16 protein-coding genes are annotated in these 16,226 nt (G+C 60.8%); 12 read left to right on the top strand and 4 right to left on the bottom strand.

The window, feature by feature from the left end; all coding sequences use genetic code 11:
- Positions 1-11: 11 nt before the first annotated feature.
- Positions 12-884, bottom strand: coding sequence for a sulfotransferase (locus ABIA96_RS20875; RefSeq protein WP_354138924.1), 873 nt, complete (start codon positions 882-884; stop codon positions 12-14).
- 45 nt (positions 885-929) lie between these two features.
- A complete protein-coding gene (locus tag ABIA96_RS20880; protein WP_354138925.1) occupies positions 930-2,258 on the bottom strand; it encodes an oligosaccharide flippase family protein in 1,329 nt (442 codons plus the stop codon).
- Between the two features lie 134 nt (positions 2,259-2,392).
- On the opposite strand from ABIA96_RS20880, the gene ABIA96_RS20885 reads away from it, so the two are divergent.
- The 11 genes from ABIA96_RS20885 to ABIA96_RS20935 all read left to right on the top strand — a co-directional run bounded on the left by ABIA96_RS20885 (position 2,393) and on the right by ABIA96_RS20935 (position 13,258).
- On the top strand, positions 2,393-3,178 hold the full coding sequence (locus ABIA96_RS20885; protein WP_354138926.1) for a glycosyltransferase: 786 nt from the start codon (positions 2,393-2,395) through the stop codon (positions 3,176-3,178).
- A gap of 230 nt (positions 3,179-3,408) precedes the next feature.
- On the top strand, positions 3,409-4,548 hold the full coding sequence (locus ABIA96_RS20890; protein WP_354138927.1) for an N-acetyl sugar amidotransferase: 1,140 nt from the start codon (positions 3,409-3,411) through the stop codon (positions 4,546-4,548).
- The gene (hisH, locus tag ABIA96_RS20895; protein ID WP_354138928.1) at positions 4,545-5,159 is read left to right on the top strand and encodes an imidazole glycerol phosphate synthase subunit HisH; all 615 of its coding nucleotides are present in this window, start codon (positions 4,545-4,547) and stop codon (positions 5,157-5,159) included. Before ABIA96_RS20890 ends, hisH begins: the two co-directional genes overlap by 4 nt.
- A 3-nt stretch (positions 5,160-5,162) precedes the next feature.
- Positions 5,163-5,945, top strand: coding sequence for an AglZ/HisF2 family acetamidino modification protein (locus ABIA96_RS20900; protein ID WP_354138929.1), 783 nt, complete (start codon positions 5,163-5,165; stop codon positions 5,943-5,945).
- 25 nt (positions 5,946-5,970) lie between these two features.
- On the top strand, positions 5,971-6,849 hold the full coding sequence (locus ABIA96_RS20905) for a dTDP-4-dehydrorhamnose reductase family protein (protein ID WP_354138930.1): 879 nt from the start codon (positions 5,971-5,973) through the stop codon (positions 6,847-6,849).
- The gene (locus tag ABIA96_RS20910) at positions 6,836-7,870 is read left to right on the top strand and encodes a polysaccharide biosynthesis protein (protein WP_354138931.1); all 1,035 of its coding nucleotides are present in this window, start codon (positions 6,836-6,838) and stop codon (positions 7,868-7,870) included. Before ABIA96_RS20905 ends, ABIA96_RS20910 begins: the two co-directional genes overlap by 14 nt.
- 106 nt (positions 7,871-7,976) lie before the next feature.
- Complete coding sequence (locus tag ABIA96_RS20915) at positions 7,977-9,245, top strand: methyltransferase domain-containing protein (RefSeq protein WP_354138932.1); 1,269 nt, start codon at positions 7,977-7,979, stop codon at positions 9,243-9,245.
- 49 nt (positions 9,246-9,294) lie between these two features.
- Entirely contained in the window at positions 9,295-10,377 is a 1,083-nt protein-coding gene (gene wecB, locus ABIA96_RS20920) for a non-hydrolyzing UDP-N-acetylglucosamine 2-epimerase (protein WP_354138933.1), read from the top strand.
- 45 nt (positions 10,378-10,422) lie between these two features.
- On the top strand, positions 10,423-11,649 hold the full coding sequence (locus ABIA96_RS20925) for a glycosyltransferase family 4 protein (protein ID WP_354138934.1): 1,227 nt from the start codon (positions 10,423-10,425) through the stop codon (positions 11,647-11,649).
- 104 nt (positions 11,650-11,753) lie between these two features.
- Positions 11,754-12,701, top strand: coding sequence for an NAD-dependent epimerase/dehydratase family protein (locus ABIA96_RS20930; protein WP_354138935.1), 948 nt, complete (start codon positions 11,754-11,756; stop codon positions 12,699-12,701).
- Positions 12,698-13,258 carry a sugar transferase gene (locus ABIA96_RS20935; RefSeq protein ID WP_354138936.1) on the top strand — a complete coding sequence of 187 codons (561 nt, stop codon included), beginning with the start codon at positions 12,698-12,700 and terminating at the stop codon, positions 13,256-13,258. The genes ABIA96_RS20930 and ABIA96_RS20935 overlap by 4 nt, the downstream gene beginning before the upstream one ends.
- Before the next feature lie 43 nt (positions 13,259-13,301).
- Here the strand turns inward: ABIA96_RS20935 and ABIA96_RS20940 are convergent, their stop codons facing one another.
- Positions 13,302-14,171, bottom strand: a complete 870-nt coding sequence (locus tag ABIA96_RS20940; RefSeq protein ID WP_354138937.1) for an NAD-dependent epimerase/dehydratase family protein — start codon at positions 14,169-14,171, stop codon at positions 13,302-13,304.
- Positions 14,172-14,209: 38 nt separating this feature from the next.
- On the bottom strand, positions 14,210-14,476 hold the full coding sequence (locus ABIA96_RS20945; protein WP_354138938.1) for a hypothetical protein: 267 nt from the start codon (positions 14,474-14,476) through the stop codon (positions 14,210-14,212).
- Positions 14,477-15,008: 532 nt separating this feature from the next.
- Between ABIA96_RS20945 and ABIA96_RS20950 the strand changes: the two genes are divergently transcribed.
- On the top strand, positions 15,009-16,187 hold the full coding sequence (locus ABIA96_RS20950; RefSeq protein WP_354138939.1) for an ABC transporter substrate-binding protein: 1,179 nt from the start codon (positions 15,009-15,011) through the stop codon (positions 16,185-16,187).
- Positions 16,188-16,226 lie beyond the last annotated feature (39 nt).

A 16,226-nucleotide genomic window follows, 5' to 3' on the forward strand; every position in this document is an offset into this window, starting at 1 on the left:
GCCATCACGCTTTAGGTCGAGGCGCCCGGAATCGAATAGCCGCGCGCCGCCAGCGCTTCGGCGTGTGTCGCGGCGAATTTCTTGAGCTCCGCGTTTGACTCGTAGGCTTGTGCGCGGTCCACCCGGATACTTTTGACCGTCTCTTCAATCCGGGCTTTCGAGGCATTCAGATCGCAAAATGCCGCCGCCTCAGCGAGCCATTTGACGGGATCGCTCAACATCTCCTCATAACGCAGCGCGAGCACGCGCTCGCGCGGCAGGCCGGCGATCACGGCATCGGCCGCCTTCGTGTATTCCTTCCATAGCGAGAATGCATCCTCCAGCGAGAGGCAGCGCGGCGAATGCGCAAAGCCGGCGCGGCGGGGATGGAGGAAGAAGATCGCGCGATAGCGCTGGTAGAACCGCGGCGCATCTTCGAGAATCTTGAGCTCCCGGGCGAACAGCGATTGTGCGACATCGACGCCATTCCGCTCGATCGACACCACCTTCGCGTTCGGAAAGATCTTCAGCCACATCGGAAGCGTGAAGGTGTTGCGCGGGTCTTTCCAGCCCCAGGGCTCGTTAAGGCCGCTGATCTGGCCCGCTGCAAACCGCCGCAGCCCGAGAAACCGGATGGAGCGCGGACTGGCCAGGAGGTTGCGAAGATAGAGGTCGGTCCATTTGACCGCCTCGTCGTTGCGCCAGAAGAATTGGTTGAACGGGGCCGGGTTGTCCCAGCGTCCGCCGCACTGGCTCAGCAGCCACTCGTTCAAGTCCTGGAAGAACAGGGCTTCGTTGTTTTCGTCCTTCCGGGTGCCGAAGAACATCCCGAGGTCTTCCAGCAGGCGCCCAAGCATGCTGGTCCCGGAACGGTGCATTCCGATGAAGATCACAGGATTTCGCATGATGTGTCTCTGTCTGCCTGTGACCGCCGCACAGGACCGCCGGCGTCACTTCGATGAATGGAGATTCAGATAGCCGAGTGTGTTGATCCGAAGCTTGTACCGCACAATCCACCAGGAGATGATCTTCATCACCGATATCGAGAATGCCGTGCTGATCGCCGCGCCAAGTGCGCCGAGCAGGGGGACCAGCACGAGATTGCCCGCCAGGTTCAAGATCGCCGAGAAGATCATGTTGTTCCGCAGGAGCTTCTCGTGGCCGGTCATAATCAACAAGGAAGTGAGCTGTCCAGTCGAAACATTGACGAGCTGCGCCAGGGCAAGCAAGCGGAGCGGCCAGATCCCGCCCACGAATTGCTGGCCGAAGAGGCCGAGGATTTGCGCGGGAAATAGCAGGAAGGTCAGGATCAGGGGCGACGCGATGACTAGGCTCCAGAAGGAGCTTCGGCGGGCCAGCGCTTCCAGTTCCGCATGTTTTCCGCTGGCATGGAGTGCGGCGAATTGCGGCGCGACGACGCTGCCGATCGCGATCAGCACGAACGCGCTCGTTGTCGAAATGCGGAGTGCCACGCCATAGACGCCGACCTGCTCGGGGGTCGACAGAATTCCAAGCACAAGCGTGTCCGTCCAGGCCATTACCAGGTACAGGTTCGTTACGATGAGGATGGGCAGGCTGGTGCGCAGCAATACTGCGGTGGAGAAGTTCGCTTTCCGCCAGACCTCCTTGACGACACTCTTCCAGCGCAGGAGCGCGAGGAGCATAGCGATGAGAAATGCGCAGGCGTAGGAGGCGAGGATGGTGGCGGGCGTTGCCAGGCCTTGCCAGGCCAGGACCACCGACAGGAGCAGCAGCGTCGATTGGGGAAGGACGGTTTGGGTGAAGACGGCGATCCCCGGACGCCCGAGGGCCTTGAAGGCCTCCGTCTGTACGGGCAGAACGGTCACCGGGATCAGTGCAATCAACAGGAATGGCACGAGCGACGCGAATTCAGCGTGTTTGCTCGCGCCGATCGGCGCCCAGGTTAGGATCAGCCAGGTTGGAAGGAGCATTACGGCGGCCGAAAGCGCTGCGATCCCGACGCATTTGCGATACACCGTCGCGACGGTTCCGCGCTCGGCGGAGGCGTTCGCGATCGAGATAAATTTCAGTGCCGAAGTCTCCAGCCCCAGCCGCGAAATTGTCGAAAATATCTCGGTACTTGTCACACTCAGGAAGTAGAGGCCGAGGCCCGCGGCCCCGATCAATTTGGCGAGCAGCAAGCTCACCAGGAGAGACAGCCCGGCGCCGGCGATCTGCATCGACAGGGCTGTGGCGGCCCCGATCGCGTTGCGGTTCGCCAGCTTTCGCAAGTTCGAGGTCAGGAGGCTTGAATTCATTCGCTAATTTACGTTGGAACGATCGGCGGACGGCTTAACGGAACTGGCGACGTTCAACAATCGGTATTTGGTTTTGCAGGCCAAGCTGGTAGGGCATTGTGACGCGCTGGTGATGATGATGTGCATTTGGACGATTGGGGCTGGTCCCGACATGGCTTGGTTCTGGACAAGGCCGCCAAATGACGGTTAGCGTCTGCATCGCGACCTATCAGGGCCAGGATTACGTCGAGCGGCAGCTCCGCTCGATTCTCGAACAGATCGGCCCCGGCGACGAAGTCATTGTTGTCGACGATTGCTCCCGCGACCGGACGGTCGAGATTATTGAAAGCATCGGGGATGCTCGCATCGCCGTTCACCGGAATCCGGTCAACCGGCGCGAGGTCTTCTCGTTCGGTCAGGCCATCGAGCTTGCACGAGGCGATATCATTTTTCTGTCCGACCAGGATGACGTCTGGCTGCCGGGCCGGGTCGAGCGGATGACGGAGAGCTTGCGGACATCGGGTGCGGCCCTGGTGTCGAGCAGTTTCGAATGGATGGACGCGGAGGAGCGGCCGCTGAATGTCGCCTTCGATGGCGTATCGTCGCAGACGTCCAACCGGCATCTGAGCAATATCGTCGACATCTTCCTTGGCAAGACCAATTATTTCGGCTGTGCCATGGCCTTCCAGCGCAGGCTGGTGCCGCTGATCACGCCGATCCCAGCTTATGTGGAGTCCCATGACCTCTGGATTGCCCTTGCGGCCAACCAGATCGGTTCCAACCTCCACATCGACGACAAGACGCTCCGCAAGCGTCGGCACGGTAGCAACACCACCAGCACGGTATCGAATCGTTCGCTGCCCCTCAAGGTCTGGGCCCGCTGGATATTCCTTCGCAGCATGGCCGATCTGGCAGCCCGCTGGCGGCGCCTGTCCGTGTGACGGCTCGCATGTTGGCGGCCGCTCTCGCCCGGAAAATGTTGGTCCCGGCCTGCATCGTGATGGTCCCGACCGGCATAATCCTGCGGGCGCAAAAAAATAGGCGCGCGGGCCGCCTGCAATAAGTATTTATCTACTGCGCCAGACCGACTAAAGGGAGACGACCTCCTCCCCCGGCGGTACCGAAATCGCGTATGCGGTCCGGAACATGTGTTTTTAAAGAGTTTTCCCGAATGGCGGCCCGTCCCTACCAGATCTGCGCAAACTGCGTCATGGACACCAGCGATTCGACGCTCCAATTCGATGGGCGCGGCTGGTGCCAGTATTGCTGCAACTTTGATGAGAATATCAGGCCGAACTGGCATCCCGATGAACGCGGCATCAAGGAGATCATGCCGCTCATCGAGAAGATCAAGGAAGAGGGCAAGGGCCGCGACCACGACTGCGTCATCGGCATCAGCGGCGGCCTCGACAGCTCCTACGTGACCTACATCGCCAAGGAAAAGTTCGGCCTGCGGCCTCTGATGTTCCATTGCGACACCGGTTGGAACTCTGATCTCGGCGTCAGCAACATCCAGAAGATCATTGAAGGCCTGCACCTCGACCTCGTGACCGAAGTGGTCAATTGGGAGGAGATGAAGGACCTGCAGCGCGCTTTCTTCTTGTCCCAAGTCGCCTTCCAGGACCAGCCGCAGGATCTGGCGCTGTTTTCGGCGATGTACAATTTCGCCGCCAAGAACGGCTTCAAATACGTCATCACGGGCGGCAACAACTCGACCGAGTGCGTGCGCGAATCGATCGAGTGGACTTATTTTTCGACCGACATGGTGCACGTGCACGACATCCACAAGAAGTTCGGTGCGCGCGAGCTCAAGACGTTTCCGACCTGCGATATCCTGAAGTACCGGCTTTATTATCGCCTGGTGAAGGGCATGCGGGTCATCAAGCTGCTGGACAGCGTTCCCTTCATCAAGAAGGACGCGATCCGCGAGCTGAACGAGAGGTTCGGCTGGCAGCCTTATCCACAGAAGCACTACGAGTCTCGCTTTACCCGCTTCTATGAGGCCTATTGGACGCCGCGGAAGTTCGGCTATGACAAGCGCCGCGCCTATTTCTCGAGCGAGATCCTCACCGCGCAGATGACGCGCGACCAGGCGCTCAAGCGGCTGGAGAAGCCCGATCTCGACGAGGAGACGCTGCGTCACGAATTCGAATATGTGGCCACCAAGCTCGGCTGGACGGTTGCCGAGTTCGAGGAGATCTTCCACGGCAAGAACAAGTCGTTCCACGACTACAAAAACAATCTGTTCATGATCACACTCGGCGCCAGGATCTCGAACTTGCTCGGGCTGGATAACCGGATATTCCGATGATCACGATCATCAACTACGGGCTCGGTAACGTTCAGGCCTTTGCCAATCTCTACAAGCGGATGAACGTCCCGGCGAAGATCGCGATCAGCGCCGCCGACCTCGAGGGCGCGACCAAACTGATCCTGCCGGGTGTCGGCGCCTTCGATCATGCCATCGAGCTGTTTGACGCCTCGGGCATGCGGGAAGCGGTCGATGATCTCGTGATGGCCCGGAAGGTGCCGGTGCTCGGCGTTTGCGTCGGCATGCAGATCCTTGCCGGCTCGAGCGATGAGGGGAAGCTGTCGGGTCTCGGCTGGATCGAGGGACGGGTCAGACGCTTCGACGAGAGCCGGTTGCCACGTCCGGCGCGGCTCCCGCACATGGGCTGGAACGACGTGGTGCCGAAGAACGGTGCGCGGTTGTTTGCCGGTCTCGAGCAGGATGCTCGCTTTTACTTCCTGCATTCCTACTATTTCGATTGCGCTTCGAACGACAATGTCCTGGCGACGTCCGAATACGGTTCGGCTTTCAGTTGCGCCGTCGGCTCGGGCAATATCCATGGCGTCCAGTTCCATCCGGAAAAGAGCCACAATTACGGCATGCGGCTCCTCAAGAACTTCGCCGAGCTTTGACGCGTGCTACGCCCCCGCATCATCCCCTCGCTGCTCGTCCAGGACAAAGGCCTCGTCAAGACGGTCGGGTTCTCCAGTCCGAAATATGTCGGCGATCCCATCAACGTCGTCCGCATCTTCAACGAGAAATTGGTCGACGAGCTTGCTGTCTACGACATCGACGCGACCGTGCGCGGCCATGAGCCCGACTATCGCATGCTCGAGAATCTCGCCGTCGAATCTCGAATGCCGCTCTGCTACGGCGGTGGCGTGAAGACGGTGGAGCAGGTCAAGACCATCATCGGTCTCGGCATCGAGAAGGTGGCGATCAGTTCGGCCGCGGTCGCCAATCCGCGTCTGATCGCTGACGCCGCTGAAGCGGTCGGCAGCCAGAGCGTCGTCGTCGTCCTCGACGTCAAGCCGCGTTCGCGCAGCAGCGTCTACGACGTCTGGACGCATAACGCCAAGGTCAACACTGGGCGGACCATGCTCGATGTCGCTGCCGAAGCCGAGAAGCTTGGAGCCGGAGAGATCGTAGTCAACGCGATCGAGAGAGATGGCCAGATGAAGGGCTTCGATCTCGAGTTGGCGCGGCAGATCAGTTCGGCCTCGAAGGTGCCGGTCACCATCCTGGGCGGCGCCGGCTCGCTCGCCCATATCGAGGAGTTGATCCGAAATTTCGGCGTCATCGGCATCGCGGCTGGCAGCCTCTTCGTCTTCAAGGGCGTTTACCGTGCGGTGCTTGTGAACTACCCGACCATCAAGGAACGGGACCAGTTGCTCCAGAGCCTGGTCCAGGTTGCGTGATGCCGGGGGCGCGATGGAGCATCCCGTGAAGGTGCTCGTGCTAGGAGCGACCGGCCTGCTGGGCAATGCGGCGTTCCGCAGCCTGTCGAAGATGCCGGGCGCCGAAGTTACCGGGACCGTTCGGCAGGAGACGGCGCGTGCGCTGTTCGACCCCGCGCTTGGCGCGCGTCTCACCGTGGTCGGAAATATCGAGGATCCGGCACAGCAGGCGGCGCTGTTCGACGCGCTTCGCCCGGATGTCGTTGTCAACTGCGTCGCTGTCGGCCGGCCCGCGCCCGCCGACCCGATGCGATCGGTCGCAGTCTACGCGGTGCTGCCGCAGCGCTTGTCGCAACTGTGCAGTCGCACCGGCGCGCGCTTCATCCAGATCAGCTCGGATGGTGTGTTCGCGGGCCACCGCGGCGCCTATACCGAGGCCGACGTGCCTGATGCCGATGACGTCTATGGGACGTCGAAGCTCCTCGGCGAAGTCGACGCGCCGCACACCGTCACCCTGCGGACCTCCATCATCGGCCACGAACTGCAAGGCGGCAGCGGATTGCTGGAGTGGTTCCTGTCGCAACAGGGCGAATGTCGCTGCTTCACGCGGGCGATCTTCTCCGGCTTCCCGACCATCGTGCTGGCGGATATGATCCGGGATATCGTGATCCCGCGGCCGGACCTTTGCGGCATCTACCACGTCGCAACGCGGCCAATCTCGAAGTTCGATCTCCTCTTGCTGGTTGCCGGGCGTTACGGCAAAAGCATCAATCTGATAGCTGACGACCGGCCGGCACCGGATCGCTCACTGGTTGCGGACCGTTTCGCGCGGGCGACCGGTTACAAGCCGCCGGACTGGCCGGCGCTGGTCGATGCAATGTACCGCGACAAATTCAGCTCGGTGAGACACGATGTTCAAGGATAAGGTTGTAGTCATCACAGGCGGCACCGGCTCGTTCGGTCAGCACATCCTGCGGGGGTTTCTCGCGACCGACGTCGCCGAGATTCGCATCTTCAGCCGTGACGAGAAGAAGCAGGAGGAGATGCGCACGGCGTTCAACAACGGCCGCCTGAAATTCTACATCGGCGACGTGCGCGCCTATGACTCCATTCATCAGGCGCTGAAGGGCGCACACTACGTGTTTCACGCCGCCGCACTGAAGCAGGTGCCATCCTGCGAATTCTATCCGCTGGAGGCGGTCCGCACCAACGTTCTCGGCACCGAGAACGTCATGAGCGCGGCGATCGCCAATCATGTCGAGAAGGTGGTCGTGCTCTCGACCGACAAGGCCGTCTACCCGATCAACGCCATGGGACAGACCAAGGCGCTGATGGAGAAGGTGATGGTCGCGAAATCGCGCAACCAGTCGCCGTCCGAGACCCTGTTGTGCGCGACCCGTTACGGCAATGTCATGGTATCCCGCGGCTCGGTGATTCCGCTGTTCGTCCAGCAGATCAAGGCCGGCAAGCCGCTGACCGTGACTGATCCGAACATGACGCGGTTTCTGATGTCGCTCGACGATTCCGTCGAGCTGGTACTGCATGCCTACGAGCATGGCCGCCAGGGCGACATTTTCGTGCAGAAGGCGCCGGCGGCGACGATCGGCGACCTCGTCCAGGCTCTTAAGGAGCTCTTCAACGCCGACAATCCCGTGCAGATCGTCGGCACACGGCACGGCGAGAAGCTCTACGAATCGCTGGTCTCGCGCGAGGAGATGGCCCGCGTCCAGGACATGGACCGGTACTACCGGATTCCGGCCGACAATCGCGATCTCAACTACGCGATGTATTTTACCGATGGTCAGAGGGAGATTTCCACCCTCGACGACTATACCTCGCATAACACCGAACGCCTGACGGTCGCGGGCGTCAAGACGCTGTTGCTCAAGCTGGATTTCATCCAGCGGCATCTGCGGGGAGAAAGCGGCGAGATCGCGGAGATCTAGTTTTCCCCGAGCCATCGACCTGACAGAATGATTATGCTACCTCGCACCCCCGTTACCGACGGTTGTGGTCGAACCGTAACCGAGGTGGGAACAGAGGACTTTTGCGATGGAACCAGGTGGCCCGAATCAGCCTTGCTGCGCGTTTTGCGACAGCAAGCGACTCGGCCTGGTAATGGATTTCGGAAAAGTCGGGCTAGCGGGTGCTTTTCTCAAGCCAGAACAGTTTGCGGCCGAGCAGACGTTTCCGATGCGCCTGCACTTCTGCGAAGATTGCTATGCCGTGCAGGTGACCGACAAGGTGCCGGCCGATGTGATGTTCAGGGACTATTTCTATTTCTCGTCATCGATCGGGACCTTGCGCGATCATTTCCGCGACTACGCCGGCGAGGTCACCAGGCGCTTTCTCGATCCGGCCAACGCGACGGTTCTCGAATTCGGCTGCAACGACGGCGTGCTACTGCGCCCACTCGCGGACCAGGGCATTCGCACCGTGATCGGTGTCGATCCGGCCTCCAACGTGGTCGCAACCATCAACGACTCGCGCATCAAAGTGGTCAACGACTACTTCACGGAGAAGGTGGCGCGCAGCGTCGTTGCCGAGCATGGCAACGTCGATCTGATCATGGCCAACAACGTCTACGCGCACATCCCCGATATCCAGGGCACGACACGCGCGGTTGCCGCAGCGCTCGGTGCGGACGGTGTGTTCGCCTTCGAGGTGCACTACCTCGGCAAGGTGATCGACGAACTTCAATACGACATGGTCTATCACGAGCACCTCTATTATTACTCTCTGCTGTCCGTGATGAACCATTTCGCTCGCTACGACATGATGGTGTTCGACATCAAGCCGATCCCGATCCACGCCGGCTCGATCCGCTTCTACACCTGCAAGAAAGGCAGCAAGCACAGCGCGTCCGTTTCGCCCGCGGTCAAGGCGCTCGAGGCGGAGGAGCGCGCGCGTGGGTTTGATCGCTTCGAGACCTTCTTGGCGTTTTCCGCCACGGTCGCCGCTCACCGCGATGAACTGATCGACCTGTTGAACCGTCTGCGGGCCGAGGGAAACCGTATCGCCGGCTACGGCGCGTCGGGTCGCGCCAACACCATGATCCAGTGGTGCGGCATCAGCCACGATCACCTCGATTACATGATCGACGATGCGCCGGCGAAAGCCGGATTCTACACGCCGAAATCGCACTTCCAGATTCATCCGAGCACAATTCTCGGCAGCGACAATCCGCCGGATTATCTTCTGGTCTTCGCCTGGAGTTTCTTCGATGAGATCAGGAAAAGAAACGCGGCCTATCTCGAGAAGGGCGGCCGGATGATCCTGCCGCTGCCCAAGGTCTCGATCTTTCCGCCGTCCGACGCCTAAGATCTCGCTCTCAAGTCCCCGCTTAACGAATGCCATACGGAACACGCAAATGAAGGTGATGTCGATTTTCGGTACGCGGCCGGAAATGATCAAGATGTGGGCGACGCTGAAGAAGCTCGACGACTACAACTTCGATCACGTGATGGTTCACACCGGCCAGAACTTCACGCCGGAGCTGCGTGACTTCTTCTTCAAGGATCTCAAGCTCAGGAAGCCGGACTACGAGCTGGATATCGACACGTCGGGTTACGGCCCGGAAGTCGCGGATGTGATCCGCAAGTCCGACGCACTGATGGAGAAGGTGAAGCCGGATGCCTTGCTGATCCTCGGCGATACCTATAGCGGGTTGAGCGTGCTGCCAGCCTCGCACCGGGGCGTCAAGATCTTCCATATGGAAGCGGGGCTTCGCGCGTGGGATCGGCGCATGCCCGAGCAGCGCAACCGCATCCTGATCGACCACATCAGCAACGTTCTCTTGCCCTACAACCATTATCACCGCGAAAACCTGCTGCGGGAAGGCATCCACCCCTCCAAGATCATTGTCACCGGCAACACGACGTTCGAGGCGATGCGCGCCTTTGCGCCTGAGATCGAGAACAGCGACATCCTCAAGCGCCTGGGGCTCGAGCCAAAGAACTACATCCTGGTGACGGCGCACCGCAGCGAGAACGTCGACGATCCGCAGAATCTGGCGAGCATCTTCAAGGCCCTCGGCGTCCTCAATCAGCGGCTCAAGCGCGAGATCATCTTCCCGATGCATCCGCGCACGACCAGCAAGCTGAAGAACATCGACGTGCCGCGGAACATCCGGATCATGGCGCCGCTCGGCTTCTACGACTTCAACCAGTTGCTCAAGCAGGCCTATGTCGTGCTGTCGGACTCCGGCACGGCGGCCGAGGAGGGGCTGTTTTACAAGGTGCCCAACGTCAGCCTTCGCATGGCCACCGAGCGCATGGAGACGCTCGAGAGCGGCGCCACCATCGTCTCGGGCATGGAGGCTGAGAATATCGTCGAGGCAGTGACGCTGGCGGTCGGTCTGCCCTGGAGCGCGCGCTATGAGTTCGAGGAGGATTATTCGCCCTCGTCCGTGGTGGTGAACGCGATCCGCACGAAAATCACGAACTTCTTCTAGCCTCGCGGCGGCGATGAGCTGCCGCTGATCTGTTGAAGCATTGACATGAACCGTGGCCTGCTGATTGCCCTGATCTCGACGGATTATCCGCCGCTGCGGACGTCCGCGGCGGTGCAGTTGCGGGATCTTTCACGGGAGTTTGCCGCGCAGGGACATCGGCCGGTTGTCATCGTTCCGTCGCCGATGTCGGATAAGCCGTGGGTGGTGGAGCAACTCGACGGGGTCGAGGTGTTGCGCGTGGCCGCGCCGCCGACGCGTTCGCCGTCCTTTGTCCGGCGGGCCATTGCCGAGATGTGGCTGCCGTTCGCCATGTATTTCAACATCCGGCGCAGCCCGTTCGCCTCGGCGAACTGGGATCTCCTGGTGTGGTATTCGCCGCCGATTTTCTTCGGCCCGCTGATCGCGAAATTGCGGCGCAAGTCGAAGGGCGAGAACAAGGCGAGGACCTATCTCATCCTGCGCGACATTTTTCCGGAATGGGCGGTCGACCTCGGCCTGGTCCGGCGCGGGCCGGTTTACCTCGTCTTCAAGGCCATTGCGGCATTCCAGTACAGCGTCGCCCAGGTGATCGGCGTGCAGACCGAGTCCAATCTCCACTACCTGGAAAAGTGGGCACGCCCCCCACGCCGCATCGAGGTGCTTCGCAACTGGCTGGCGGTGACGCCTGACGTCGGCAGCAGCATCGTGGTGAGGAATACGCCGCTGGCCGGCCGCAAGATCTTCGTCTACATCGGTAATATGGGCGTGGCCCAGGGCATGGATATCTTCATCGATCTGATTCTCAGCCTGCGCGACCGCACGGATATCGGGTTCCTGTTCGTCGGGCGCGGGACCGAGTTTGCCCGGCTCGAGGCTGAGAAAGCATCACGCGATCTTAGCAATGCGCTGTTCTTCGGCGAGATCGATTCGAGTGAGATTCCTGGCCTTCTTGCGCAGTGCCATGTCGGTATGGTCGCGCTGCATCCCGACCATAAGACGCACAATATTCCAGGCAAGTTCGTCTCCTACGTGCAATATGGGGTGCCAGTTCTCGCGCGTGTGAACCCGAACACCGACCTGATGAAGTTGATCGAGACCGAGCAGGTGGGGAAGGTATATGTCGGGAACTCCGTCATCGAGTTGAAAAAGCTTGCAGAGCAACTTATGGATGACGAGGAATTGCGGCGTTCCATGTCGGAGCGCGGGCGGGAACTGGGACGCTCGATGTTCTCGCCGGCTGCCGCGATGCAACAAATTATAGCGTCCGCGATTGTGCCGGCAGCAGGAGGGTGATGGAGTGTCGAGAATCAGCTTTCGAGGCATCACGCGTGGAGCTAGTGGAACATTCTAGCCTAGAAGAGTTTTCTGTCCTTTTGACCACTGGGGCGAGTGAGCGGATGTCATTGCGGATATTGGTGACGGGCGCCTCCGGCTTCATAGGGTCTGCCCTAACCGGTGCGCTGGCAAACGACGGCCACTTCGTTCGCGCGGCATCCCGCAAGCCACCGGTGCTAACCAATGTCTTGGGAAGCGAATGGGCGGCGCTGCCCGATCTTGAGCGCGAGGTGGATTGGGCCCCGCTTCTTAATGGCATCGATATTGTCATTCACCTCGCAGCCATTGCTCATCGGACTCACATTGACAGTGGCCAGTACGCCCGGGCAAATCGGGTGGCGACGGCGCACCTGCTGCGCGCCTGTGCGCAACGCGGGATCAAGCGCCTTATCTTCATGTCGTCGATTGGTGCGCAGACGGGCTCCGCCGCCGACCATGTTGTCACCGAGAAGGACGAACCGTGGCCCATCACGGCCTATGACCGGGCCAAGCTCGCAGCGGAAGAGGAAGTTCGTCATTCTGGCGTACCTTTCACAATTCTGCGACCGGTCATCGTCTATGGCCCGGGGGCCAAGGCCAATATCGCCATGATGATGCGGATCGCGGCGCTACCCTTGCCGCTCCCCTTTGGCGCCTTCAAAAATCGCCGTTCGCTGCTGTCGATCGACAACCTCGTGCAGGCGGTGATGTTCTGTCTGGAGAATCCGGACACGATCAATCGGACTTTCATTGTCTGTGATCCCGAGCCGATCACGCTGGCGGAAATGATTGGGACGTTGCGCGAGGCGTCCGGGCGGCCGCGGAATCTCGTTCCGATACCGCCGGTTGCAGTGCGAGCGCTCGTTTTTGCCGCTGGCCGTCGCTGGCTCTGGGATCGCATCGGACGCGACCTCGTCGCGAGTTCGGCCGACCTTCAGAGTGTCGGGTGGTGTCCCCGCGTGCAAACAAAAGATGGACTGCGCGCGATGGTGCAGGTGGCGAAGCCGCTTCCGCAGGCGTCCCGCCTATGAAGCGTCTGCTCGATGTAGCGGTCTGCGCGGTTCTCCTACTTCTGCTCTGGCCGATTTTCCTGATTGTCGCTTGCGCCATCCGGCTCGATAGCCGGGGGGAAGCGATTTTTCGACAGGTTCGCGTCGGGAGGAACGGAAAGCGATTCACCTGTTACAAATTTCGAACGATGGCCTCAGACACGGGCGATCTTCCGACGCATCAGGTCTCGGCCTCGGTGGTCACGCGACTCGGCTATCACATGCGGCGTTTCAAGATCGATGAACTGCCGCAGGTCTTCAACGTATTGGCCGGCGACATGAGCCTGGTCGGTCCGCGGCCGTGCTTGCCGTCGCAAGTCGAGCTTGTCGAGGCACGGCGCAAGCTGGGCGTGCTGGACGTACGTCCAGGCATTACCGGGCTGGCCCAGGTGAGGGGCGTCGACATGTCGAACCCGGACCGGCTCGCCGAACTCGATGCTCAATACGTCAAGTCCAAGAGCTTCGTTGGCGATCTCGGCCTGCTCTGGGCGACGTTGCGCGGGCAGGGCGTCGGCGTCGACCAGATCGTCAAGACCTGACCCGCAATGCGGGACTCACGCGCGACGGCGCGATCGATGCGTCTCAATCGAAGACCGGACGGAAGCGCCGTGGATTCCAGCCGAAATCCTTGATCGCCGGCGTGGCATCGAACGTCATATCTTTCATCATGCGCAAGCCCATTGCAACGTTCGCCTTGGGAAACAGCGGCTTCGCCGTCGCAAAGATGAGGCGCCACAACCACGGAGAGACGGGAACCAGCCGCCTAGACCGCCCCATGCCGTCAAACACCCGTCCAATCATTTCGCGATAGGGCAGCGTTTCCGCTCCCGGCAACGAATAGAATTTGTTCGAGGCCGCCGGACTTTCGGCTGCTGCGATCGCGCCGATCGCCAGATCCTCGGCATGTACCGGCTGCCGCAGGCCTCGCGCGCCACCGACGACGGGCATGAAGCCGACGCGGCGAATGAGCCGCGACAGCGGCGTGATGTTGGTGTCCCGTCCTTCTGCGTAAATCAGGGTCGGTCGCAAGATCGTCCAGTTGATCCGGCGCTGTTCGCAGAGCCTGGCGATCGTCATTTCGGCGTCAGTCAAGTTTTGGATGGTCTCGCGCTCCTCCGGAACTTCAGTATCCTGCTTGGTGAGCACGCTGGTCGAACTCAATGCCACGACACGATTGACGGAGGACGAGAGGATGAGGGGCAGTGCCTTGGCAAGCAGAGTTGCGTCGCTGGTGCAGTACAGCGTCGTGAAGTGCGGAAATTTCAAAGTGTCCGGCCGCGTCAGATCGGCCTGAATCCATTCCACGCTGGAGGTCGTGCTGCGGGGCGAACGGGAAACTGCAAACACGCGCCGATGCCGCCGGGCCAGATGGTCGACGAGGTAGCCCCCGACCAGTCCGCTGCCGCCGACCACGAGACATTCCGTGCGCTTACCTGTGATGTCGTCCAGCATGCTGCTACCCCGCCCTCAACCGGCATCTACAAGCAACGCTATTGCGCGGGGTCAAGCCTGCTCTGGCCGGTTTTGGACTCGTCGCGCGTTGCTGCGGGCTGGAGCCGCTTCTGCTCCCGTTCCTTCATCCATGCGTCGTATCGCGGGGTGCCTGGTCGCGGTGGGGCGTCGGCAGGCAGGCCCCCGGCCCATTGCGGGACATAGTCGCCTATGCCGGCCGACAGCTTCTCATTGACGGTGCCGCAGCCGGACAGGCCCGCGGCAAGCAGGACGAGAAGTGGGAGAGAATGGATACGCATGGACATCGTACGGGGCCAAGCTCGGAACGGGGTGGTCGGACGCCGGATAAACAGCGGTCAGGAACGGTAGCCTTCAACAAGGTAAAATTGGCTTATTCGAGGTAGGTATCAGAGTACCGAATTAGAGGAGCGCCTCATTTGCCAATGTTCAAATTCTGCAAATGAAAGACGAAATCCTCCATCCACCCGCCAAGACGCATTTCTAGACTACGGCCACCGGCTCGCGACAATCTGGCTTGGTCGACGACCGGGTTTTTTCGTTGACAGGTCCATTTTGTTTGTACAATCGTACAAATGGAAGTAGCCAAGCTCGGGGCGCTCGGGTTACCCCGGCGTAACCGCGACTTCGCTCTCCACGCTTGGTCATCGGGACACGCGTCTTGCGCCGAATGGTCGCGCCAAACGTCCGATTGACAATGAGGGCGCGAAAGACGCCATGTGACGCGCGATATCGCTCGCGCGTAAGCTAAGGTGAGCCAAGGATCGGGCACTCGGTCCGGCGCACAAGAGGTCAGGAATTAAGGGGAGGGACAGTCTGATGTTCGAACGCAAACAGTTTTCTTGGGCAACCGCGCTGGCAGCAGTTGCCGGCCTCTTGGCCGTGGCGCCCGCCAAGGCTGAGGACACCGTCAAGGTCGGCCTGATCCTGCCGATGACCGGCGGCCAGGCCTCGACCGGCAAGCAGATCGAGAACGCGATCAAGCTCTACATGCAGCAGAAAGGCGACACCGTCGCCGGCAAGAAGGTCGAGATCATCCTCAAGGACGACGCGGCGATCCCGGACAAGACGAAGACCGCCGCGCAGGAACTGATCGTCAACGACAAGGTCAATTTCATCGCCGGTTTCGGCGTGACGCCGGCGGCACTCGCAGCCGCGCCGCTGGCAACGCAAGCCAAGATTCCGGAAGTCGTCATGGCGGCCGGCACCTCCATCATCACCGAGCGCTCACCCTATATCGTGCGCACGAGCTTCACCCTGGCGCAGTCCTCGACCATCATCGGCGACTGGGCGGTGAAGAACGGCATCAAGAAGGTGGCGACGCTGACGTCGGACTACGCGCCGGGCAATGACGCGCTCAACTTCTTCAAGCAGCACTTTACGGCTGGTGGCGGTGAGGTGGTCGAGGAGGTCAAGACGCCGCTCGCCAACCCCGACTTCGCGCCGTTCCTGCAGCGCATGAAGGATGCCAAGCCCGACGCGATCTTCGTGTTCGTGCCGGCCGGCCAGGGCGGCAACTTCATGAAGCAATATGCCGAGCGCGGCCTCGACAAGGCCGGCATCAAGGTGATCGGACCGGGCGACGTCACCGACGACGATCTCCTCAACAACATGGGCGACGCCGTGCTCGGGACTGTGACCGCGCATATCTATTCGGCCGCGCATCCCTCGCAGATGAACAAGGACTTCGTCGCTGCCTATAAGAAGGCCTACGGCAGCCGTCCTGGCTTCATGGCGGTGAGCGGCTATGACGGCATCCATCTGATCTACGAGGCGCTGAAGAAGACCAATGGCGACACCGACGGCACCAAGCTGGTCGAAGCCATGAAGGGTCAGAAATGGGAGAGCCCGCGCGGCCCGATCTCGATCGATCCGGAGACGCGCGACATCATCCAGAACGTCTACATCCGCAAGGTCGAGAAGGTCGACGGCGAGCTCTACAATGTCGAGTTCGCGACCTTCGAGGCCGTCAAGGATCTCGGCAAGACCAAGAAGTGACTTGCGAAAGTTTGTTATTCCGGAGCGCGCTTGATGCGC

The organism is Bradyrhizobium sp. LB11.1 (genome assembly GCF_040549385.1).
Classification (GTDB): Bacteria; Pseudomonadota; Alphaproteobacteria; order Rhizobiales; family Xanthobacteraceae; genus Bradyrhizobium.